General features: G+C 39.2%; 16 protein-coding genes. 7 read left to right on the top strand and 9 right to left on the bottom strand.

The window, feature by feature from the left end:
* Window positions 1–34 precede the first annotated feature (34 nt).
* Window positions 35–703: a hypothetical protein gene (locus J8L71_RS00905; RefSeq protein ID WP_210998858.1), complete on the top strand. Its 669-nt coding sequence runs from the start codon at window positions 35–37 to the stop codon at window positions 701–703.
* On the opposite strand, the gene J8L71_RS00900 is transcribed toward J8L71_RS00905, so the two are convergent.
* Window positions 700–1,416, bottom strand: a complete 717-nt coding sequence (locus tag J8L71_RS00900) for an SIMPL domain-containing protein (RefSeq protein WP_210998857.1) — start codon at window positions 1,414–1,416, stop codon at window positions 700–702. The two genes, J8L71_RS00905 and J8L71_RS00900, sit on opposite strands and share 4 nt — an antisense overlap.
* A 114-nt stretch (window positions 1,417–1,530) precedes the next feature.
* On the opposite strand from J8L71_RS00900, the gene J8L71_RS00895 reads away from it, so the two are divergent.
* Window positions 1,531–4,203 (top strand): bifunctional acetate--CoA ligase family protein/GNAT family N-acetyltransferase, encoded by a 2,673-nt coding sequence (locus J8L71_RS00895; protein WP_210998856.1) that lies wholly within the window; start codon window positions 1,531–1,533, stop codon window positions 4,201–4,203.
* A complete protein-coding gene (locus J8L71_RS00890; RefSeq protein ID WP_210998855.1) occupies window positions 4,200–5,153 on the top strand; it encodes an ion transporter in 954 nt (317 codons plus the stop codon). Before J8L71_RS00895 ends, J8L71_RS00890 begins: the two co-directional genes overlap by 4 nt.
* A gap of 24 nt (window positions 5,154–5,177) precedes the next feature.
* Here J8L71_RS00890 and J8L71_RS00885 read toward each other — a convergent pair whose 3' ends face one another.
* Genes J8L71_RS00885 through J8L71_RS00875 form a run of 3 tightly spaced genes read right to left on the bottom strand, consistent with a single transcriptional unit; the run spans window position 5,178 to window position 10,333 of the window.
* Window positions 5,178–9,686: an EAL domain-containing protein gene (locus J8L71_RS00885; RefSeq protein ID WP_210998854.1), complete on the bottom strand. Its 4,509-nt coding sequence runs from the start codon at window positions 9,684–9,686 to the stop codon at window positions 5,178–5,180.
* A 26-nt stretch (window positions 9,687–9,712) separates the two neighbouring features.
* Window positions 9,713–10,114, bottom strand: coding sequence for a GNAT family N-acetyltransferase (locus tag J8L71_RS00880; protein WP_210998853.1), 402 nt, complete (start codon window positions 10,112–10,114; stop codon window positions 9,713–9,715).
* 15 nt (window positions 10,115–10,129) lie between these two features.
* Window positions 10,130–10,333 carry a DUF3283 family protein gene (locus J8L71_RS00875; RefSeq protein ID WP_002962585.1) on the bottom strand — a complete coding sequence of 68 codons (204 nt, stop codon included), beginning with the start codon at window positions 10,331–10,333 and terminating at the stop codon, window positions 10,130–10,132.
* Window positions 10,334–10,452: 119 nt separating this feature from the next.
* Here J8L71_RS00875 and J8L71_RS00870 point away from each other — a divergent pair, with 119 nt between their 5' ends.
* A complete protein-coding gene (locus J8L71_RS00870) occupies window positions 10,453–11,151 on the top strand; it encodes a transporter substrate-binding domain-containing protein (protein WP_210998852.1) in 699 nt (232 codons plus the stop codon).
* Here J8L71_RS00870 and J8L71_RS00865 read toward each other — a convergent pair.
* Both J8L71_RS00865 and J8L71_RS00860 read right to left on the bottom strand, forming a co-directional pair.
* Window positions 11,148–11,393 (bottom strand): DUF1289 domain-containing protein, encoded by a 246-nt coding sequence (locus J8L71_RS00865; RefSeq protein WP_210998851.1) that lies wholly within the window; start codon window positions 11,391–11,393, stop codon window positions 11,148–11,150. The genes J8L71_RS00870 and J8L71_RS00865 overlap by 4 nt on opposite strands.
* Window positions 11,394–11,526: 133 nt before the next feature.
* Window positions 11,527–12,660, bottom strand: coding sequence for a 1-acyl-sn-glycerol-3-phosphate acyltransferase (locus J8L71_RS00860; protein WP_210998850.1), 1,134 nt, complete (start codon window positions 12,658–12,660; stop codon window positions 11,527–11,529).
* A 605-nt stretch (window positions 12,661–13,265) separates the two neighbouring features.
* On the opposite strand from J8L71_RS00860, the gene J8L71_RS00855 reads away from it, so the two are divergent.
* Entirely contained in the window at window positions 13,266–14,210 is a 945-nt protein-coding gene (locus J8L71_RS00855) for a D-2-hydroxyacid dehydrogenase (RefSeq protein WP_210998849.1), read from the top strand.
* Window positions 14,211–14,392: 182 nt separating this feature from the next.
* Window positions 14,393–14,773: a DUF3192 domain-containing protein gene (locus J8L71_RS00850; RefSeq protein ID WP_210998848.1), complete on the top strand. Its 381-nt coding sequence runs from the start codon at window positions 14,393–14,395 to the stop codon at window positions 14,771–14,773.
* Window positions 14,774–14,858: 85 nt separating this feature from the next.
* Here the strand turns inward: J8L71_RS00850 and J8L71_RS00845 are convergent, their stop codons facing one another.
* The 3 genes from J8L71_RS00845 to J8L71_RS00835 form a co-directional block, all read right to left on the bottom strand.
* Window positions 14,859–15,758 carry a diguanylate cyclase gene (locus J8L71_RS00845; RefSeq protein WP_210998847.1) on the bottom strand — a complete coding sequence of 300 codons (900 nt, stop codon included), beginning with the start codon at window positions 15,756–15,758 and terminating at the stop codon, window positions 14,859–14,861.
* Window positions 15,742–19,533, bottom strand: coding sequence for an ATP-binding protein (locus J8L71_RS00840; RefSeq protein WP_210998846.1), 3,792 nt, complete (start codon window positions 19,531–19,533; stop codon window positions 15,742–15,744). Before J8L71_RS00840 ends, J8L71_RS00845 begins: the two co-directional genes overlap by 17 nt.
* A gap of 66 nt (window positions 19,534–19,599) precedes the next feature.
* Complete coding sequence (locus tag J8L71_RS00835; protein WP_210998845.1) at window positions 19,600–20,997, bottom strand: PhoH family protein; 1,398 nt, start codon at window positions 20,995–20,997, stop codon at window positions 19,600–19,602.
* 306 nt (window positions 20,998–21,303) lie between these two features.
* Here J8L71_RS00835 and rapA point away from each other — a divergent pair, with 306 nt between their 5' ends.
* Entirely contained in the window at window positions 21,304–24,198 is a 2,895-nt protein-coding gene (rapA, locus tag J8L71_RS00830) for an RNA polymerase-associated protein RapA (protein ID WP_210998844.1), read from the top strand.
* Window positions 24,199–24,288: the final 90 nt, after the last annotated feature.

Below are 24,288 nucleotides of genomic sequence, written 5' to 3'. Positions count from 1 at the left end.
TAGTAATAAAAACGTTGAGAGGTAGAGTGATAAAATGGATTTAAGCATACAGTTACTTAATGCGCGCATTGCTAAGCATCAGCTAGATGAGCTCGATAACGACTTTAAACAGCTAAGCCCTGCCCAGCAAACATTACAGCTTAATCACCTTTGTGAAACAGCTTTACGTATGGATATTAAATACGACTTTATGCAAAATATGGCAACACGTATTTTAACGACCAACGCACCACCAGCGCCTTTTGTAAACCAATTAACAACCACTGATGCATTAACGTTTTTTACGCCAGCATTAAAAGAAAACAAAGGCTTTTTAGCACAAGATACCCAAGGAAATAATGTGCTACATAACGTATTTAAATACGCCGATGCTCAAAAGCTGGCTTTTAACTACGTGCGATCTTTAATGTTGTTTGAATCAAACGATGATTTAGTCAAAGCCCTTGCACAAACCAATGCTCGCGGTCTCACGCCCGTTGCTTGTTATATTGCCTATGCCAATAAACCTAATACGCCCGTAAAACATGAATTCTCAGCACTGTTAGCGCTTATGGAAATAGAGCAAAAACAAAACCCTACAGCTAAACAGCAGCTGGCAAATATATTAAAAGGCGCAGCTATAAACGAAACCAGTATTTTACTTAGCGCTGCTTACCTGCAGCGCTCAACCGCGCAAATTGCCCACTTAATAAAAGCAATTTAGTCACTTAAGTAATATTCTACACTGGTTACTACCCTTACCTTTTTTATATGCGGCGTGTTTGAGTCACGATTAGTAATACTAAATTGGCCTTGGCGTGCGGTTTTAATTTTACCAAGCGTTGAATTAGAATCTTTAGCAAACTTATTCGCCACTTCTCGGGCTTTTTCGGTGGCCTCTTGCACCATGGCAGGCTTTATATTGTTAAGAGTAGTAAATAAGTACTCAATTTTAGTTTCATAATTACCCTGGGCGATAGCAATACCTTGTTTTGCCAATGTGCTTACTTTACTCAACGCATTTTGTACTTTATCTGGCGAATGCGAGTAAACAATAATGTTAGAGCGTACCAAGTACCTAAACTTTTGATTTTCGTTAGCGTATTCGCGGGCTTGCTTATCAATAATTGACTGACTTCCAGTGCTTATCTCCTCATCATCAAAGCCATGTAGCTTTAAAAAGGCGACAACCGCATCATTTTTTTGCTCAACCCGACTGACTAACTTTTCGAGGTTGTTGTCTGCATCACTGTACTGCAAAGGCCAAATTACGGTGTCTGCATTTACTTCTCGCTCGGCTAAGCCTTTAACTTGCACGCTGCGTTCCATCCCTTTTACATCAAGGGCTGCGCCTTTAAGTATAAATCCACATAAAATAAAGCCTATGCTTAAGCAAATTGATGCTATAACTGTATAAAAACCAGCGGTTTTGTTCACTAAAATCTCCTTGATTGATATCAATAATAAGCACTTAGACGCTCGAAATAACACACTAAACAGGGTACATTGTGAGTATAAATAACGCAAAATATAATCAGCCAAGGATACGCTATGAGCCTTAAACGTATTAGCAAATTTTTTAACCCCGCGTCAGTGGCTGTTATTGGCGCCTCAAACGTGCCAACTCGTGCGGGCTTTGTAGTAATGCGTAATTTACTACAAGGCGGTTTTAACGGGCCAATTATGCCCGTCACCCCCACCCACACAGCGGTGCATGGGGTACTCGCCTACCCAAGTATAGCTAAGCTACCTAAAGTGCCTGATCTTGCTGTTATTTGTACTAATAAAAATACCCTTTTAAGTATTATTGAACAGCTAGGTAAACTCGGTTGTAAAAGCGCGATATTAATTGCAGATGGCCTTTCAAATGAGCTAAAAGCAGCGTTAAAAAAATCGGCTCAAGCGCATAACGTTACGTTGCTTGGGCCAAACTGTTTAGGCTTACTTATTCCGCATATTGGTCTTAATGCCAGCTTTTCACACACTGTCGCAGCGCCGGGTAAACTAGCCTTTGTATCGCAATCGGCTGCTGTATGTTCAACTATCTTAGACTGGGCTCAAAACAAAGAGATTGGTTTTTCGTATTTTGTCTCGGTTGGCGATTGCCTAGATATAGACTTTGATGAACTACTCGACTTTTTAGGACGTGATGCTAAAACCAAAGCCATTTTGTTGTACATAGACAATATTGAAGACATTCGTGGTTTTATATCAGCTGCAAGGGCTGCTGCTTTTAGTAAGCCTGTCATAGCCATCAAAACAGGTAAAACTGGCGCGGGCGCGCTTGCTGCTGAAATTCATACCGGCGGCAAGCAAAGCTCAGATGAAGTGTACGATGCGCTTTTTCAACGTGCGGGTATGTTGCGCGTAAAAGATCTACGAGAGCTGTTTGCTGCAACGCAAACCCTTGCTATGCACCCAAAATTATTACAAGTAGAACAGCTTACCATTTTAACCAACGGGGGCGGCCCAGGCGTTATGGCCGTTGATGAGCTTATATTAAACTCTGGCAAGTTAGCCCAGTTAAGCGATGAAACTCGCGCGGCTCTCAATAAGGTGATCCCTCAATCAGACACTACATCAAACCCTGTTGATATATTTGGTGACTCAGCGCCTGCTCGTTACAAACAAGCACTTGATATTTTATTACGCGCTAAAGAAGTAAAAAATTTATTGATAATCCATACTCCGTCCGCACTTGCGCCAAGTGAAGATTACGCTGATATAATTGTGCAAACTCTACAAACTATTCCTAAAATGGCGCGCCCCTATGTTATTACAAATTTTATGGGAGAAGATGCCTCATATGCAGCACGAAGAGTTTGTTCGAATAATGCAATACCTACTTACAGAACCCCCGAAGGTGCAGTAGGCGCATTCATGCACTTAGTTAGTTACCGCCGAAACCAAAAGCATTTAACACAAACACCCGAGTCGAACACAGATGATGCAAAAATAAATAAATCAGCTGCAACGACATTAATAGATGAATTCTTACACGACGACCAAAGCTATTTACCCACCCACCAAGCAAGCCAAGTATTGAGCCATTATGGCGTTGAGTGTATTCAAACAGAGGTTGCTTACACCCCCACCGAAGCGCGTGAACAAGCAATAGAACTAGGGTTTCCTGTCGCATTAAAACTAATAAGCCCAAGTATTGCTTCAAAATCGGAAGTAGGCGGCGTGGTGCTAAACCTTAACGATGCAAATGAAGTAGAACAAACTGCTTTTGCAATGTTAATACGGATTAAAAATACTTACCCAGATGCAGTAATTGAAGGGTTTTCACTACAAAAAATGGCACCAAGAGCTGGTGCAAATGAGCTTAGAATAGCCATTAAAACAGAGCCCAATTTTGGGCCCGTTATTTTACTTGGTGAAGCCGGTAATGGCCTTGAATACGCACAAGCTGCTGTTGCACTTCCACCCCTTAACATGAACCTAGCTAAATACTTAATTGCGGCGGCCCACGACAAAGGCGTATTAAAAGAGCGTATATTGCCCGAAAAAGTTGATAAATATCGACTTTGCGCCCTACTCACACGTATTTCGCAATTAGTGATAGATCAGCCAGATATTAGCTCTATGGAGCTAAACCCTATACTTGCCAGTAACGGACAATTTTTAGTGCTCGATGCCACTATGACGCTTAATAAATATCAAACGCAAAGTAATCGCAAACGTTTATCTATTCGTCCTTACCCTATTGAACTTGTCGAAGTGGTGACACTTAAAAATAACACCCAAGCCACCCTTAGACCGATAAAACCAGAGGATGAAAAGGCCCACCAAGAGTTTGATCAATCTTTAAATAAAGAAGATCGTTACAAACGTTTTTTTGGGGAGCTCCCTCAGTTTAACCACGATCAGCTCGCTAAAATGACCCAAATTGATTACGACCGTGAAATGGCGTTTATTGTTTGCCAACGCTTTGAAGGCAAAACCCGCACGCTTGGTGTGGCACGAGTTATTATGGACCCTGATAATTTACATGCCGAATTTGCAACTGTAGTGCGCTCTGATTATCAAGGGCTAGGCCTTGGCACAATACTCATGACAGCAGCGATTGATCATTGCAAGCGACAAGGCGTAAAAACTGTCGAAGGGATCACACTTCCCGAGAACACCGGGATGATTGAACTTGCTCGCAAACTTGGCTTTAAAATAAGCCGCGATTTTGAAGAGGGCAGTATTAACATGGTGCTAAAACTTAACGAATGAATAAACCGCAAACTTTTAGACAAAAACTAGCCTGTTTGTTTGAAGGCACTGGGCAATACCATCGCGCTGGCCACCTTTTAGACATAGCTCTTATTAGCTTAATAATGATTAACGTGATAGCCATCGTTTTTGAATCAATTGCGAGCGTGGCACTGAAATATTATGATGAATTTTTAATTCTAGAAATTGTCTCTGTTAGTATTTTTGCTATTGAATATCTAGCAAGGCTTTGGGCCTGTGTTGATAAAACAAAGTACGCTGCCATTAACGGCAGTAATTCAAAGCGCAGGTTACATTATTTTTTATCGCCACTGGCGTTAATTGATTTAATTGCTATTTTGCCAAGTTTGCTAATGTTTTTATTTCCGCTCGATTTACGCTTTTTACGCGTACTCAGGCTATTAAGAGTATTTAAGCTTACTCGTTACTCTCGTGCTATGCAGCTACTTTTACAAGCATTTTTAGATGAAGGCAGCTCAATGCTTGCCGCTTTTTTTATTATGGCTGTGGTACTTATTTTAGCCTCTTGCGGTATATATTTAATTGAGCACGATATACAACCTGACAAATTTGGCTCTATTCCAGCAGCTATGTGGTGGGCAATGGCCACACTTACCACCGTTGGCTATGGCGATGTAGTACCTATAACCTCATTGGGTAAATTTTTTGGTGGGGTAATCACACTACTCAGCATGGGGATGGTAGCGATACCTACCGGTTTACTCGCGTCTAGTTTTTCAGAGCAAATACGTAAACGTCGCCAGTTTTTTGAAGACGCCGTTCACGAACAAATACATGATGGCACGCTTAACAAAGAGCAATTGGCCCATTTAGAAGAATTACGCTATAAGCTAGGTCTCAGTAAACTTGAGGCGAATAAAGCCATAAAAACGCAGCTAAGTGAGCGCAACAGCCATATTTATTGTCGCCACTGCGGTAAGCGCCCATAAATAAAGGCGCTTTGTTTTAAGGTACTATTGTTGATTAAATATATCGCTCCAGTCGCGATTAATAAGCCCCAACACTTCTTTGTTAGGCACTGGCTTAGAAAATAAGTAACCTTGAAAATGCTTGCATCCTCGAGCTTTTAAAAAGCTAAGTTGATGTAAGCTTTCTACTCCCTCTGCAACACACTCTTTTCCTAGGCTGTGCGCCAGCGCAAGCGTTGACTGAATAATTGCTTCATCGTCAGAATCAACTCCAATATCTTCAACAAAGCTTCTATCAATTTTTAATACATCGATAGGGAAGCGTTTTAAATAGGTCAGTGACGCATATCCAGTCCCAAAGTCATCCATATAAAGTCTGCATCCTAATTTTTTTAGCTGCTCCATACTCTTCAATGCTTGATGGGAGTCGCGCATAAGTACAGACTCTGTTATTTCAAAAACAATCGCTTCTGATGATACTTGAGCGCGGTTTAGGGCATTTCTGATCTCTGGCACTAAATCTTCAAATTCAAAATCAAGCGCCGATAAATTAATAGAAAGGTATAAATGAGGTGAGGCTTTTCGCCATTCTTTCAACTCTTGCAATGCACGAGCAAAGGTCTGCAGCATTATTTTTGTAATTAGCCCTATTCCTTCTGCCGCAACCGAAAACTCTTGAGTTTGTACTAGTTTGTTTTCTGGCCAACGCAACAGTACTTCAAAGCCTTCTGTTTTTTGGCTTTCAGCATTAATAATAGGTTGGTAATAGTTACAAAATTCCTCTTCTTGATATGCTTTAGTTAACTGCGACTCAAGATGAAGCGCTTTTTGAACATGTTGATTCATCTCTTGTTTATAAAACTGATAGCGCCCTCCTAAAGCGTCTTTTGCATGGTAAAGCGCTATGCTTGCCGCTTTTAAAAGTGCCGGCCCTGCCTGTGCGTCATCGGGCGATATAGCGACCCCAATACTCAAATTAACATTAACCACTTGGCCATTAATTGAAATATTTTGTTTTACACAATCCATCAATCTAGTACACATTATGAGTACTTCTTCGATTTGATAAATATCCTCAACTAGCACAACAAATTCGTCGCCTCCAAAGCGAGCAACACTGTCTGATGGGCGTAAAGCGCTCTTTAAACGCTCTGCAACTTCTTTAATAAGCCCATCGGCCGCTTCATGCCCTAATGAGTCATTAAAATATTTAAAACGCTTAATGTTAATATGTAATAAAGCCACTTTACACTTGTGTAGCTCAGCTTGCTCTAGCGCATGCTCTACTCGGTCGTTAAATAATGCTCGATTAGGTAACCCCGTAAGCCTGTCGTAATTGGCTAGTAAATGCAGCTCACTTTCGGCCGATTTTTGTGCATTAATATCAGTTAAAATAATTACATAGCTATTGAGTCGTTGTTCGCTATCGGCCACTGCACTTATTTTTACCAGCACATGATGCGATTCGCCATTGGCTAACACTACACGGTCTTCACACGTAAAGTGCTCCCCTACCGATAGCTTTTGCATTATGCGTAAATAATCAAAACGGTTACTACGCGATATACCTAAATCGAGCGCACGGCTCGATAAAGACTCAGCAGAAAAATTAAACGCTGTTTGCAGTGACTTATTGGAAGCACGAATATTGAAATTTTTATCCAAAATAAATACCCAATCGCGTGTTTGCTCAAACGCAGCTGTAAACAATAAAGCATGCTCTTCAAACACCATTTCTCGGGTCATGTTGGTATAAGTGCCCGCTACTTTTAGCGGCGTTCTATCATCCCACTCAACTACTTTGCCGAAGTCTTTGTACCAGCGCCAATAGCCTTTGGCATGGCGTAAACGGTAAGTGCAGTTAAAATAGCCTTTCTCAGTTGATAAGAATTCTAGCCACTCTAAGCGAAATAGTTGCTTATCTTGCGGGTGTATTTTAGATAAATACTCATCTAGGCTCACGGTTTCGTTTTCGTAGCCCAGCTCGCTTACTAAGCGTGGCTGATAAATACTTGGGCTACTTGATTTCCAATCCCAAACCCCAGATTCACTGCCTTCAAGCGCAAGCTTTAACCGCGCTTCGCTTTCTTTACTTTCTTTGTTTGCAGCTAATAAAATTCGCTGCACTTTGTTACGACGCATAACCCATATGGCAACGATGCCAATAAACAACATGGCATAAAGCACCATAAAATAGGGTGCTCGCCAAAGTGGATACTTCACTTTTATTTTTAAAACAGCGGGAGAGGTATACTCGCCGGTAAACGGATCTTTTGCCCATACTTTTAATTGATAATTGCCTGGATTTAATTTTGGAAACAACACTTGATTATTATTACGCGTATATGTTTTTTGGCCGTTATCGAGTTGGTATTCATAAATAATTCGCTCTTGGTTACTAAAAGCCATTGCCGAGAACGCAACTTCTAGCCCAATGTCATCATGATTAAGTACAATTTCATTAAGAGGCTGTTTTAAATCAAGCGATAAGTCTCGCGACATTAAATCAACTCGCGTGATGTTTACATGATTAATAAGCGATTGATAACTTTGGTTTTCCATGGGGTGAAAGTAGGTAAACCCTTTTAAGCTGCCATACGCAATACGGCCATCTTTGAGCTCAGCCATAGCATTACTGTTAAATTCAGCTGAGAGCAGCCCTTCTGAAGTACTAAACTGTTGAAAATGAAGTGTTTCAGGATTTAGTCGCCAAATACCTTTATGACTGCTCATCCAAATCATGCCATCGTCATCAAGCACCATATCGTAAAGCAATGTGCCCAATTTATTTTTTTCTAAATCAATAGTATGTACTAACTGATAAGTCGATGCATCAAGCCCAATCAAGCCAAAATTAGACAGTGATATCCATAAAATATTGTTATTATCGATTAAGTAAGACAGTACGCTAATAGCAACATTTTCATGCTGTTTTGGTACTTTATAAATCATTTTAAGAGTTAAATCGTTAGGGTTTACTTGGTATAGAATACCGGCATTGAAAAACAACGGCGAGTCAGGTTTATTGCTTAAAGCAGGTAAAAAGCCATGCGCTAAAAAAGGTTCAAACTGCGCAAGTTGCCCCCCTAAACGAGTAATAATTTGCGTATCTATATTGTATATAAATACCCCATGATCAGAGTGTACAAAATATAAATCGCCATTTGGCATTAAAGTAACACCATGTACCCGGCCAGTAATAAGTGCTTGGTTAGCAGAGTTGTGTGTTTTAGGCTCAGTAATTTGGTGCGTTACCGGATCAAAAATGAATAATCCACGGTTTGTGTAAAGCCATAAATTATCTTTATACGGTGTTATTTCATATACGGTAAATTCGGTAGTGAGTAAGTCTACTTTGTAATCTTTTAAATAGGCTTTGCCAATATTGGTTTTTAAGTCAACCTCGGTTATGCCGTTATGAGTAGCAAGCCAAAGCTTGTCTTTGTATTGCGTAATACCCCAAATAGAGTGGTGCGATAATCCATCACCGCCCAGTAAACTGCCATCGACATTATTAAAATAATAACTATCGTGAGATAAATAAAAGGCGCCATCTGTTTTAGTGGCAACCCATGTTCCACCCGACTTATCCTTGGCCATATCAATAATACTGGTGTCAGCAAGGGTATACTTGCTTTGCGTGATACGTGTATTTTTTACCATTTCGCCGCTATTTAAATCAAACTTAAACAGGCCTTTATCGGTCGCTAGATCTAATTTTCCGTGGGTATTGGTAATAGCCCACACATTTAAATCGGTAAGTAGTACTTTATTTTTAAACGGTATGTCAGGGCGTTCAAACATTTTTGATAAGTTACTAATATCAACTTCATATAAACCTTGTACCGCACCTACTAATAGCTGATTGTTTTCACCTAGAGCAAACGACTTTACATTGTTTTGATATATGTGATCAGCCTCACCTTTTAAGTGCTGTAAGGGCCTTACTTGCTCTGTAGCAATATCAAAAACATAAGCTCCGTGGCTTGTGCCTATAAATATGTAGCCATTGTAAGCAAATAGCTTTCTGACTAAGGTATTTTTAAATTTTTCAGGAAGCTCAAAAATTGTGGTAATTTTACCTGTAGCTATATCAAGCTTTGCAAAGTCTCGTCCTCGTCCAATCCAAAGCGTTTTTTTATCAACTGCAATCATGCTAAAAACAGACTGATTAATTATCTCTTCTTCACTGGTTGGTTTTTCTAAAAACTGCTGGTAAGAATCAGTAACGGGATCATATCGAAATAATCCTGCTAATAATGAGGCGATCCAAATATGATCTGCGGGATCTTGGTAAATGCGGTCAATTATGGCTTCTTCTAACTCGCCATTAGGCCCATTAATTGGAATAACTTGATAGCCATCGTAACGGTTAAGCCCTGCCTCAGTAGAAAGCCAAAGATAGCCGTTATTATCAATTAGCATTGTATTGACGTAGCTTTGTGACAAACCTTCGCTAGGAGATAAGCGTTTTACTTGTGCGCCAACTTGGCAACTCAAAATAGTCATAAAAACTATAAAGCAACTAATTATTCCATTAACGCATTTGCTCATGCTTATTCCATATTGTTATTTTATTGCTATAGGTACTCTAGCGCGATAATATTTCGATGTTTGTAAGTATCAAAAAGTACTTGTAAAGCAAGAGTATATGTTAACACTTGGTTAAATCCAATAGCACAATATAAATCGGTAAGGTTTTTATAAGCAAAGGTGTAAATTACTTTATTTTGCTGTTTTATAAGAGCAGATATTAACTGCTTAGCCACGCCTCTACCACGATGCTTTGGAGCGACAAAAACAGTAGATAAAAACAAAAAATCTACTTTATTTTGTAGCCTACATGCTGCGACTATTTCATTATTATAGTAAGTAACCCAGAGCTTATCTTGTTTGTTTGCGCGCCCTCTTACATTGTATTGTTTGTAAAACTTATTAACGAGTGGGGTTTTTAGCTCATCGAGCACACCAACGCTATACATCACTTAACCTAAGCGCTAACTAAGCATTAATGCTAAATATTGCTCAAACTTTTGCTTTAGCACCATTTGCTCAGCCATCGGACGGCTATGAATAGTATTGTATACTTGCTCACGTGTTTTTTTATTTCGCTTAATTTGATACGCCCAAAAAGACGCTTCGTAATCGAGCTGAATTTGGTATTTCTCTTCCCGTGGTAATAGGCATAAATTAAAACTCACAATACTTCCTTATTCACATATGAAATTGATAAACCCGCCCACTAAACTGGGCAAGCGGTAGTCGACTTGCTATTATACGCGTCTTATTTTATTTATCTCTGTAGTTATTGGAACTGGTAATGAACAGTCGTTTTAGTGTCTTGTTATTATTAGTAAATTTATTTTTCAGTGCATCTTGTTTTAGCCACCAGTATAGCCTGACCTTTAATCGCCCACAAAGCTCTCCACAAGCTGATTATGCATTAGCGCTATTAAAATTAGCGTACGCCGATATTGGCTTTAAAATTCATATTGTCGATTTTAGCCGAAAAAATGCATTACTAGCTGCAAATAATGGCGTATTAGATGGCCAATTAGGAAGGGATATAAGCGTTGAACAAAACTATAAAAATTTAGTTAGAGTTAATTACGAGCTATTTAAATTCGACTTAATACTTTATAAAACATGCTTGCCCAATAAGTTAGAACAACTCAATAGCATTGCTATTGTTGACGCTTACCCAGTACAAGAACGTTATTTAACAAACACTAAATTCTCCGGCTCTGTTATTAAAGTTAAAAGTATAAGTACTCAATTAAATTTACTCGCTCAACAAAAAGTTCAAGGTGCTTTAATGGTCGACTTTGCAGCGACTAATAGCGACGCGTTTGAGTCAAAAAGCTGCTTTCAAAAAGAAGTATTAGCCTCTTATCCGCTTTACCATTACTTAAATAAAAATAACAAAAACCTGATAGGTAAACTCGAGAAATCGTTAACCAATTTAACTAATAATGGCACCGTATACGCACTAAAAGCCAAATACGGTTTGCACTTTTAAAAGTCGAACCCTCTTTGTTCTACTCCCGTGCTTTGAGCTGCCGCTTGCTGCTGTTTCTGTAAATATCGTTTATAGCGCTGCTGGCATAAACTAAGCACCTTCTTTTTTTGTGCATTAGTGAGTGAGTTCCACGTAAAGCGCTCGTCACGACTACGATAACACCCCTTACAATATCCTCTGTTATTTACTAGGCAAATGCTTTTGCAAGGGCTTGGAATATCAAATATTTCAATTTGTTGCATTGCTCTCCCCTCGTAATATGATTAACCGTATCAGTATAGCGTTATTTTTGCACAAAAAAAAAGCAGCCTTATCGTTGCTGCTTTTATCTATTTGATCTGACGTTAGCTTAAAACATTACCAAAATAACGACCCTTAATGCTCGCAGCTATTAGTATTTATTTCTGCCTTACGATGAAACGGCTTAGCATACATAGCTAGTACTAACGGTTTCAGCTCTTGTGGAACCAATGCCAAGCGCTCCTCAAATTTAGCGGTATCTGGCGAGTCAATAACCGCTTTTTTGCAGCCACCAGCAATATAATTTCCCGGATGCAGGTAAAATGAATCAACTATTTGCTTATCAATTGTTTTAGCAAGCTCCTCTGCACTATCGCACTGCTCTTCTATTGGCTGACCAAATGCTAAATGCACATGCCCTTTAGCTGCGCTAAAGCCTTCAACAATACTTGCTATGTCTTCTCCCGCTGATTTTACGTATTCGCCATGCTGTTGCTTATGATAAAGCTCTTTGGCTTTGGCAATAGCACACGGCTCATACTGATACGAAATAGACACTGGAACAATTTTAAGTTCTTTAATGTACTCGCCAAACTCTTTCTTTTGCTTACGGCCATTTAACTGCAGCATTTTTAAAAGTGCCGGATCTGTCTGATCAAAGCCATCTTTTGCACGCCCTTCTTTTTGCGCAATCCAAATAGAATTACCGCCAGATAAAGAGTCGTAAATATAAGATGAAAGCTGCGTTAGTGCTTTAAGCATTTCTTTTGGCGCTTTTGCTGAGCGTTTTACTATAAAGCTTTTGTTTAAGCGCATTAGTTCAGTGATGTAAGGTATTTGCAATAAATTATCACCAATAGCAATGCGTACTGTTTTCATTTTATGCTGGTATAAACCCCAATTAACTAACGCAGGGTCGAGTACAATGTCGCGGTGATTTGAAATAAATAAATAAGCTTGGTTTGGATCTAATTGATCTAATCCGGAAAAAGTGACCTTTGAAGTCGTACGCTTTACTAGTTTATCTAAATATTGCGCCACTTCATTTTGTACGTCTTCAATGGTGCTAACTTTGCCCCATTTTTTACGTAGCTGGCTTTTTACCAGTGGGCGCGCAATAAAAGGCATTGCCGATAAAAAACCCGGTAAATTATATTTTGCTATTACATCAATAAACGCATTATCGTTAATTAAACGTGTTAGCGAAGCCGCAACTTCGCTGTCATTGTATGGGCGTATATCTGCGTATTTATCTTCTAATTCACTCATTACTACATCTATAATGTTAAAAAACGGCACGCCAAGGCGCACCGTTTATGTCTAAGTTCGATTATAACTCAGGCGATCTAAAATACGAAATAACCAAAAAGCGATTATGATCTTATCCATTCTGAGTTTAAATAATAAATCTCTTAACCTAATTTAGCTAAGTAGCGTCTCTTATGACCCTGCGCTGACGCATAAGTGCAAAATTTCTGTTTAGTTGGCCAAAATACCATGTTATCAATGCGCTAGTGGGCAGACCACTATACTCAACATATAACCTTTTTTGACTTTTTAATAATAAAATGCGCCTAAACTAATAACGCGCTAATTACAGCGCAGTAATAAATATACACTAAACAAAACTTGTGCAAACGGCTCACACTCAACAATTCACTCATATTGGCAATATAAGTATTTTTTGTCCTAATGTAAGCCCAAAATACCGTCATTTTTAATCAAAAAATCTAAACTGCCTCTAGTTATTTGGTAGTAATGCCATTTTCAAAGGCTTCCTTTCGTAGTACCTTAACTTCACATTTTAAGTTTCTATAAATCGTTTACACTGTCACGATTGAAACTATTTAAGATCCACTAATTAAAGGCTCATAATGAACATTACTATTTTAGATAACGCCACATTAGCTAAAACGTCTTTAGCCTGTATTGAAGCACTCGGCAATTTAAAAACATATGAACTGACCAGTCCAGGGCAAGTTATTGAGCATTGCCAAGGTGCAGATGTACTTATTACCAATAAAGCCGTACTAAATCGCGAAACAATCAGCCAGCTAAAACAACTTAAGCTTATATGCGTAAGTGCAACAGGCACAAATAATGTTGATTTAAACGCGGCAAAAGAGTTTGGTATTGCAGTGACTAATGTCGCTGGTTACTCTACACCTTCTGTTGTTCAACATACATTTTCGTTAGTGACTAACTTACTAGGAAATACACACCGCTATCAAGCCGATTGCCAACAAGGCGCTTGGCAAAAAAGTGAAATGTTTTGTCGCCTTGATTACGGTTTTAATGACCTTCAAGATAAAACGTTTGCCATTATAGGTGGTGGAACACTGGGTAAAGGCGTAGCAAAAGTGGCAGAAGCTTTTGGAGCAAAAGTAATTATTGCTGAGCGCAAAGGCGTAAAATGTAGAGATGGCCGTACCCCATTTGAAGAAGTACTAAAAACAGCAGATATAATTAGTGTTCATTGCCCGCTTACTGACGAAACACGCGATTTAATAGCACTTGATGAGCTAAAACTAATGAAGCCAAGCGCAATTATTATTAACACCGCGCGCGGTGGAATTATTAACGAAGCAGATTTAACAACAGCACTTGAGCAAAACTTAATCGCTGGCGCGGGTGTAGATGTTCTAACAAAAGAGCCTGCGGAGCTAACTAATCCGCTTGCTAATTACACTGGCAATAACTTGTTACTTACACCACACATTGCCTGGGCAAGTACTGAATCAATAGTACGACTAATCAATGAGGTCAGCCTAAATATTACTGCGTTCAATAACGGCGAATCGCGTAATCGCTTAGTATAAACACAATACAAAAAATAGTTAAAAAAGCTAAAATATGGCTGTTTTTACTAATTATGTTTGAAAATGATTAGTGAAACACAGCCACAAAAACCTAAGTAACTGAATTTAAATAACTTTTAAATTTGGTCTACTACTTGCCTTATATAATAAAAATACCAAAAACTCATTTAAGGAATACAACAATGAATAAATCTCTATTAGCAGCAGCCCTTATTGCACCATTTTTAACAGGCTGTGTTATTGCCGTATCTGATGGTGAAGCAGAGACTCATTGGTCAGGGAAAAACGCTTCAAGCTGGCAAGCACAACATAAAAATAATCGTGAAGCTATATCGGATCTAAAAATGGATAGCAGCTATCAATCCGTTTTAACGCAATTAAAAACGCCTAATTTCACAGAACTATTAAAAAAAGATGGCGATGTATACCAAGTGCTTTTTTATGCGACTCATAGTAAACATTCAGACTCTAAAACAACGAAAGATGAATGTACGCCACTTGTATTTAAAAACGATAAGTTGGTAGGTATTGGTGACACAGCTTTAGGTATGATTGCGCACTAAACAGCAAAAAGTCTAACCTCAAAAGTAATTAGATACTAAAAACGCCAATATAAATATTGGCGTTTTGCATTTAAAAATATTATTTTTAACGCGCTATTATTCTATCTCTACCTTCATCTTTGGCCGCATACAAGCCTAAATCAGCCTCTTCGAGTAGTGTCTGTTCGGCATATACTTTTCCGCTTTCGGTTGTTGCTATACCAATACTAATTGTTATGTGATCTGCGTTTAATGAAGCTTTATGCTCTATATCTAAACTATTTACTGCGTTGCGCAATTTATTAGCAAATTCAATTGCTTCAGCTTTACCAATTCCTGGTAGCACTGCAGCAAATTCTTCACCACCATAACGCGCTATAAAATCACTTCCTCGCTCGCATTGAGCTGCAAGAACTTGCGCAATTTTTTTCAAACACTCATCGCCAGCACGGTGCCCATAGCAGTCGTTGTAACGTTTAAAGTGGTCAATATCCATAAGTAATACCGACAATGGCGTTCCACTGCGTTTGCTTCTGCGCCACTCACGAGATAAATTTTCATCTAGATAACGTCTGTTAGGAATTTCAGTTAACCCATCAATAGAGGCCAACATTTCAAGCAAGTCATTCTTTTGCTTGATAAGTAGCTGGTTGCGAACCCTAACTCTTACAATGGATGGACTAAATGGCTTAGTTATATAATCCATTGCACCTAGCTCAAGGCCTTTAGCCTCATCGTCATGGCTACGGTTTGCTGATATAAATATAATAGGCACAGATTGAGTTATAGGGTTTTCTTTAAGCTGCACTAAAACTTCATAGCCATCAATACCAGGCATAATTATATCTAGGATAATTAAATCAACTTGTGTGGTTTTTATAAATGTCAGCGCTTTTTCACCACTATCAACTAAGAATACGTCGTGCTCGTCGTTAAGTGTTTTTTCAAGTACCAATCTGTTTAGCGGATCATCATCCACTATCAACACTTTAGCTCTTTTCGACATCCGTCTCCCCTAAACCATTTATAAAAACAATTACTTGCTCTAATTGCATAATAAGCTCTTTAAGTGTTGCTTCAACTGGCTTGTTAGTTGTTTTAAGGTTTCGCTCGCATACTAACGCACAATGCGATAATCGCCTAAAACCTAAATTACCAGCTACACCTTTAATGCTATGCACTAAGCGTACCAAATCATCTTTACTGGTGGTTTCTGCTATTTGCGCTAATTGAGCTTCGCACAAGGTAGCAAACTTACCGATCATAGTATTAAGTAATGTTTCATCAGAACTGAATTGAGCAAGTGCAAAAGAACGTTCAAAAAAGCTCGGTTTTGCTAAGTTTAAATCAGCTATTGCATCAATAAGCACTTTAGCAACTACAGGCTTAGTTAAATGTTTATTCATGCCGCATTGCAAAGAACGCTCAATATCAGCGGGCTCACAATGCGCGGTTAACGCAAAAATAGGTAACTGCTTTACGTCAAACTGTTGGCGAATCAACGTCGTTGCTTGGCAGCCATCTATGTGTGGCATCTGCACATCCATTAATATGAGATCCGGTTTTAATACTTGTAATAACTCCATGCCAATTGATGCGCTCAAAGCGGTGACTACGTTTATATTTGCTTGGCGAAGTACACAACTAATAACCTCTAAATTTAATTGGTTATCATCAATTGCTAATACAAGTAGACCTGATATATCGGCTTTTAATTCTGGAACATTGTGTAAAACAGTATTTAAATCTGCTTTAGGCTCAACTAAGGAGCTTAAGCTAAATAACCTTTGCCCAAGTGCAGAGGCTTTTACATGCTTAGCAGCTAAATACTCACTGTTGGGAAGATTAAGCGTGTGTTGATGATTCACTATGATCACTGATACTTCTTTCGCTGATAGTGCGTTATTAATCACTTCAACTTTTAATAACGCCGGTAAATCATTTGCATCCACTATTATTTGTTTAGTGTTAGATAGCTTAATTGGGTATTTTAATACCTCATCTAAACTAATATTAGCCAATTCACTATACGCGTTAGCAACGTACTCAAGCTCCTTACTTTGCTCTGATAAAATAGCGAGCGCATTACTTGGTAGCATTTTATTTTGACTCGTATCAACCAATAAGCTAATGCTGAAATAAAATTCACAGCCATAACCTTTTTTGCTTTTAAGCGCTACCTCACCACCCATTAACGACACTGCATGTTTAACAATCGCTAAACCAAGACCCACACCTTGGTGTATCCGTGTAGATGACTCATCGCCTTGCGTAAACGCATCAAATAAGCGCCTCTGATCGGCCTCATCTATTCCCATACCTGTATCAATGACTTTAAAACAAATATGTTGCTGCTCTGAGCTATCGCCTTCAACAAGCTCCATTTTTAGTGTAATAGAGCCTGTTTCAGTGAACTTAACAGCATTTGTAAGTAAATTACCTAATATTTGCTGCAGACGAATACTGTCGCAAATTAAATCGGGCGCTATTAGCGGATCAATATCAATAATAAACTCTATGCCTTTACCTTCACAGAGTGGTGCTGTCAGGCTTTCACAGATATCAACAAGCTCAATTACACTAAAAGGCGATAATTTCAAATCTGTTTGAGCGCTTTCTATACGTGCAAAATCAAGCATTCTGTTTAGCATTAATAATAAACTTTGCGCTGCATTTTTAGCTTGGTCTGTATGTTGTAATTGCTTTTGTGTTAAACCTTGTTCAATAAGCATATCGAGCAGGCCTAATACTGCATTTAGGGGAGTACGAATTTCGTGACTTAAATTAGCAATAAAACGGCTTTTAGCTAATGTTGCACGCTCTGCATCGTGCTTTGCCTTAGTTAAAGCGCTCACATCCTGAATGTGAATAACGTAATAAGCAGGGTCTCGGTTTTCATCCCAAACAAGCGACATACTCAGTTGCAGCCAGCTAGTTAATTTTCCTTGAGAAAGAGTTAAGTGATGCACCTTTTTTTTATCATCAAGCAGTTGCGCTAAAGCCTCTTTAATTTGCAGCCATTGTGATTCATCAAACAATGTTTTTAATGGCTCACCCACTAAGGTGTGCTGAACAGAAAATTGCTTTCTAGTGGCTCTATTTACTTGCACTATCGTATGCTCTAGCGAAAGTAGCACTACGCAGTTAGCGGCAAATTCAATAGCACTTCTGAATTTAGATTCTGAGGCTTTTAGTGCATGCAACGTTTGCTGTTGCTCAGTGATATCTCGTCCAATTCCCATTGTGCCTAATAAGTGCTGATGCTCATTGTAAAAAGGCGCAATTGTTAACTGGTATGATTTTGTATCCGTGTCTATTCGCTGCTCTAACGTATTTCTATTTTGTAGTACTTGTTTTTCTAGCGTATTTATTTGTTGAGCGTTTTCACCAAAATTATCTACATGCATTCCAACGAGTGAAGTTTGGTCTTTGCCTATATAAGCTTCAAATGCCCTGTTACAACCTAAAAATGTGCCATCAATATTTTTAAAGTAAATAAGATCAGGCACGCTATTTAACATAGTATTTAATAGAGCTAAATGGCGCTCTTTTGCCTCGTAACTACGGTTAAGCTTTTCTGATTGACGCTGTACTTGCTCATCAAGGGCTTTGTTAGCGTTTTGAAGCGAGTCGACTAATTGCTCATTTTTACTCAACACACTTTTTACTTTAGAAAACCAAGGTTGCCAGCTTAATGGCACTTTATAATTTAGTTTGTTGTGCTGCGTATTATTACTTTCCAAAAAATGCATTAAATGCGTCATGGGTTTTACAAAAATTCGTTGGCTCAACCAAAAAAACACAGCAAACATCATGCTTAAAAACAACGTTAAAAATACAAATTCTAGCAATATTTCGTATTTAATTGAGCTTACAAATTGCGGTTTTCCTTCGTAATATGCAGCATGAATGGGCAAGTCGCCCATAGGTTGCATGAAAAAGTTACTGTCGCTGCTCAATACTGTTGTTGCTTGTGAGTGCTCTGCCAAGTTAGGCCAATAAGACTTAGGCTGCACCGCTTTCTCAATTAGATTTTTTGAACTAGCAATAATTTGATGCGACTGATTCATAAATACATATTCACCTTTACTCGGTGAAACTTTACTTAACCAACCGGAGATAGCCTGAACGTCGTAAATCAAAATAATATAATCACTGGAACCTATATCTCGTTGACGGCCAACTGCAAAATAGGATTTATCTTTAATTTTAACTAGTGGGCCTGAAGTGAGTTTATTGCGAGAAAACAGAGGTTTAAATTTACCATTTAATATTTCACTAAGCATTAAGCTTTGGCTTTTATTACGCCTACTCACATAAGCAAAACCATTTTCATCTACATACGCTACGGCCGATAACGACGGCATAAGGGCAAGCGTTGTATTAAAAGATGGTCCAAGTGAAAATACCTGACGCCACTTTAAAAGAGCTTTGGTAGATAGCGAAAATTCCCCATTACCAATAATTTCAGTGCCTTGCTCCTTAAAATGGCGATAATAATAACCACTGAACTGATTAATATTCTCTAGCAACGTTTGATTTATTTCAGTAGATGTAGGCCGCTGATATAAGCTAAACATAGAGTTGAGCAAATCATTTACCGAGTTCATGCCATGGTCAACTTGAGCAGATACATTAGCAAAGTCAGCTTCACGTTTTTCGACCGCCCGTTCAAGCTTTATGTTGTATAAATGCAGGCATAATAGAAAAGCGACAATTAACGGTACTAACAGCGCAATAAATAAAGAACGATAATAATATTTCAGTGGTAAAAACTTCAACGTATTGCCTGTTATATGGCTCGAAAATCAATAGTTAGACTATCGAGCCAATTTGCTAAGCGCAAGCTATAAATTCTCTTCCGCAAAAGAGGCCAAACGGCTTCGTACTACGCCATTTAAATTAATCGTTGCACTGCCTTCAAAATCTTTAAAACGCTCAACGATATACGTCAGACCAGATGTTACGGGGGTTAAATAATTACTGTCTATCTGCGCTAAGTTACCACTACAAATCAGCTTTGTACCTTCTCCGCAGCGCGTAATAATCGTTTTAAGCTGAGAAGCGGTTAAATTTTGGCTTTCATCTAAAATTACCACCGCATTTTGGATGCTGCGCCCGCGCATAAAGTTTACCGACTTAAATTGTACATTGGCTTTTTCCATAATGTAGTTACGGCTAGAAATCGGGTTTTCATCGCCTTTATGTAATACCTCAAGCGTATCGGTGATAGCCGCTAACCATGGCGCCATTTTCTCCTCTTCAGTGCCAGGTAAAAAGCCAATAGATTCTGCAATTTCTGGCGTGTTACGCGTCACAATAACCTTATCGTAAATACCTTTTTCGATGACCATTTCAAGTGCACTTGCAAGCGCTAGCAACGTTTTGCCACACCCTGCGGGTCCGGTTAAAATAACAAGCTCAATACTTGAATCTAATAACGCATCAAGTGCCATACCTTGGTAAATATTTTTAGGCTTAACGCCCCATGCTTGTTGGTGCATTAGACGCTCAACGCCAATATCTTTTAACGTTATGTGCTCGTCATCGTACGATTTAACACGCGCCGCAAACTGATCCTCACCATCAAGTAAATATTCATTACAAAACACATCCGGTATTAAATTTTTAGGCACATGATGAAACGTATCCCGCCCGAGTTGCTCGGTATTACACTCACCTACATGCTGCCAAAAATCTCCTTCAATTTTTTTATAGCCACTGGTTAGTAATGCAATATCGTCAATCAGTTGGTCAGTGCGGTAATCCTCAACATATTTTAGACCAGCCCCTTTAGCTTTAAGGCGCATGTTTATATCTTTTGTTACCAATACAATTTTTGAATCGCTGTGCTGTTTTTGTAAGTACACAGCGCAATTAATAATGCGATGGTCATTTTCATCCCCCGGTAAACCAGAAATGGAGTCTGCAAAAAGGTGATCATTTACAATAATAAGCGTGCCAGTTGAATCGGCATTTGCCTTTTTATTGCTAGGCAGCGCCACACCTTGCAGCATTTGCTCTGGGGTTGCGTCCTTTAATACCTCATCCAAGCCACGAATAGCCACACGTGCATCGCGGCTTACGTCGTGTTTTCTGTCTTTAATGTGGTCGAGTTCTTCAAGTACCGTCATGGGGATTACAACGTTATGCTCTTGAAATGACAAATAAGCGAGGGGTTCGTGGAGTAGTACGTTGGTATCTAGCACATACATTTTACTTTCAAGGTTCGAAGCTTTTTCCATAGCACTTTCCTTACGTTTTATGATTTTTATGCTATACCAAAATAACTAAGTAAAACGGGCCTAAGTTCAAACCTACAATACTTAATTGCTAAGGCATAATGTAAGTTTAGTCTATTTGTCATAAAAGTCTGTTTTATTACAAGCATGATATAGTTTTTATTTACCCAAAAAAGAGCCATAAGCGAGCGGTTTTAATAGTAATAATTAACACTTACAAAATTAATTAAAAGTGAGCCAAATAGCGCCTTGCAGTGGTGTTATGTAACAGGTAACATAGCCGCCTTTTTCTTCATAGACGAGACATACATGAATTTTTCCTTAGGTCAGCGTTGGATCAGTGATACAGAGTCAGATTTAGGATTAGGCACCGTAGTTGCCATTGAGGGCCGTCAGGTCAGCATTTTATTTCCTGCCAGTGGTGAAAACCGTGTTTATTCTACAGCAGAAGCACCTGTTACCCGTGTGGCATTTAATCCTGGCGATGTGATCAAAAGCGTTGAAGAATGGGAATTAGAAGTAGAGTCTATTGAAGTTCAAGGTGAATTACTTTGCTATGTAGGGTCACGTGTTGATACCGGCGAAGAAGCAAAGTTAAAAGAAACCTTTCTAGATCATTTTATTAAGTTTAATAAACCACAAGATCGTTTATTTGCAGGCCAAATAGATCGCTTTGATCGTTATACACTTCGCTACCAAACTTGGCAGCACCAGTTTGAACGCCAGCAATCACCTATTAAGGGCTTAATTGGCCAACGCGCCAACCTTATTCCGCATCAGCTTTATATTGCCCAGGAAGTAGGTAAACGTTTTGCACCACGCGTATTACTGTCTGATGAAGTAGGCCTAGGTAAAACCATTGAAGCGGGCATGATTTTACACCAACAAATAATTAGTGGCCGTGCAAGCCGCGTACTTATTGTTGTGCCTGAAAACCTTCAACATCAATGGTTAGTAGAAATGCTACGTCGCTTTAACTTACGTTTTTCTATTTTTGATGAAGAGCGCTGTGACGAAGCCTTTGCCGATTCGCCAAACGTATTTGATACAGAGCAGCTAGTGCTTACAAGCCTTGAGTTTTTAACTAAGAAAAAACGTTGGTTTGAACAAGCAACACTTGCTGACTGGGACTTACTCGTTGTTGATGAAGCGCACCACTTAAGCATTAATAATGGAAAACCAAGTACTGAATATCAACGAATGGCTGAACTTAGCCAAGATATTCCAGGCCTTATTTTACTTACCGCTACACCTGATCAACTAGGTCATAGCAGTCACTTTGCGCGCTTACAACTACTCGACCCAGACCGTTTTTACGACTACGACGTATTTAAAGAAGAAGAAGCAAATTATAAAGACGTAGCAGAGGCTGCAAATCAGTTATTGCAAGAGCAAGCACTCGACGATGCCGCTAAAGCGACACTTATTGAGCTATTAAAAGAAACCGACATTACCGATATTCTTGCAAAAGCACAGCAAGGTGATTTACCAGCTCGTAAAGAAATACTCAACATGCTGCTCGATCGTCACGGTACTGGCCGTATATTATTTAGAAACAGTCGTAGTGGCATTGATGGCTACCCTAGTCGTAAATTACACGCCTACCCAATGGCATTACCAAAGCAGTACAAAACAGCTATGTCGGTACTAGGTAACATGGGTGGTATTCAAAACGCTGAACTAAGTGCACATCGCGCTCTTTTTCCAGAAAAAATATTTCAAGAGTTTGAGGGCGAAAGTGCAAGCTGGGGATTATTTGACCCACGTGTAGATTGGTTAATCGAAACACTTAAAACGCTTAAACACGAAAAAGTACTCCTTATTTGTGCCAAAGCCGAAACCGCCATTAGCCTTGAGCAAATATTGCGTGAACGCGAAGCGATTAAGGCCTCGGTTTTCCACGAAGGTATGTCGATTATAGAGCGTGACCGCGCAGCTGCATTTTTTGCCGACGAATACGACAACGCACAAATACTATTGTGTTCAGAAATTGGCTCAGAAGGTCGTAATTTTCAGTTCTCACATCATTTAGTGTTATTTGATTTACCACTAAACCCTGATTTACTTGAGCAACGTATTGGCCGACTTGACCGCATAGGTCAAACACAAGACGTGAATATTCACGTGCCATATTTTGAAAACACAGCTCAAGAAGTATTATTGCGTTGGTACAACGAAGGCCTAGATGCCTTTGAAACCACATCAACTACTGGTCAGTTATTGTATAAAGAGTTTCGCGAAGATTTACTTGAATACATTTCAGCGCATAACTGTGATGAAGACGAGCTAGATCCAATGCTAGAACAAGTATCGCAACAAAATGCCGTGCTACGTAAAAAAATGGAAAGTGGACGAGACCGTTTATTAGAGCTGCATTCTTCTGGCCAAGGTGCTGCCGACTCTTTGGTTACTGACATTGAAAAACTCGACAATCAGTTTGAGCTTCCAAGTTACATGATCAACGTATTCGACACCTTCGGCGTAAGCCAAGAAGACAAAGGCGAAAACACGATTATATTAAAGCCAACAGAGCATATGCTAAACGCCTCGTTCCCAAGCTTAAAAGAAGACGGTATGACAGTTACGTTTGACCGCGATACTGCACTTTCGCAAGAAGATGTACATTTCATTAGCTGGGATCACCCAATGGTGCAAGGCACTATGGACATGATTTGTGACGACGACTTTGGTAGCGCATCGGTTGCACTGCTTAAAAACAAAAAATTGCCACCGGGTACCTTTTTTGTTGAGTTGATATTTGTTGCCGAAGCAATGGCGCCAAAAGTATTGCAAGTGGGTCGCTTTTTACCGCCAACGCCTATTCGTATATTACTTGATAAAGCAGGTAATAACTTAGGTGAAAACGTAGCGTTTGATGGCTTTAACCAACAGCTTTCTGCTGTGGGCCGCCAAACTGCAAGTAAACTTGCTGGTGCACTGCAAAGTGCTATTCACCCAATGATCAGCAATGCAAAAGATATGGCGCAAGAAAAACTAGAAGTGATTCGTGAAGCCTCTTTAACTAAAATGCAAAGTACGCTAGGTGAAGAGCAATCTCGTTTAGAAGCCCTTAAACAAATTAACCCGAATATTCGCCAAGAGGAAATTACTTTCTTCGATAAGCAGCGCAGCGAGCTGACTACGCATATTGAAAAAGCGCAGTTACAACTTGATGCAATTCGCTTAATTGTAGTTTCGCACTAAGGTTTTTAAGTTTATAGCTGTCAGACGTTAGTAAAAAATTGAAAATGACAGCTTAATAAAGCGCGGTATTTATATCGCGCTTTTTTTATG

Source organism: Pseudoalteromonas sp. MMG007 (assembly GCF_018100985.1).
Lineage (GTDB): Bacteria > Pseudomonadota > Gammaproteobacteria > Enterobacterales > Alteromonadaceae > Pseudoalteromonas.
This window is presented reverse-complemented; position numbering and strand designations above follow the sequence as displayed.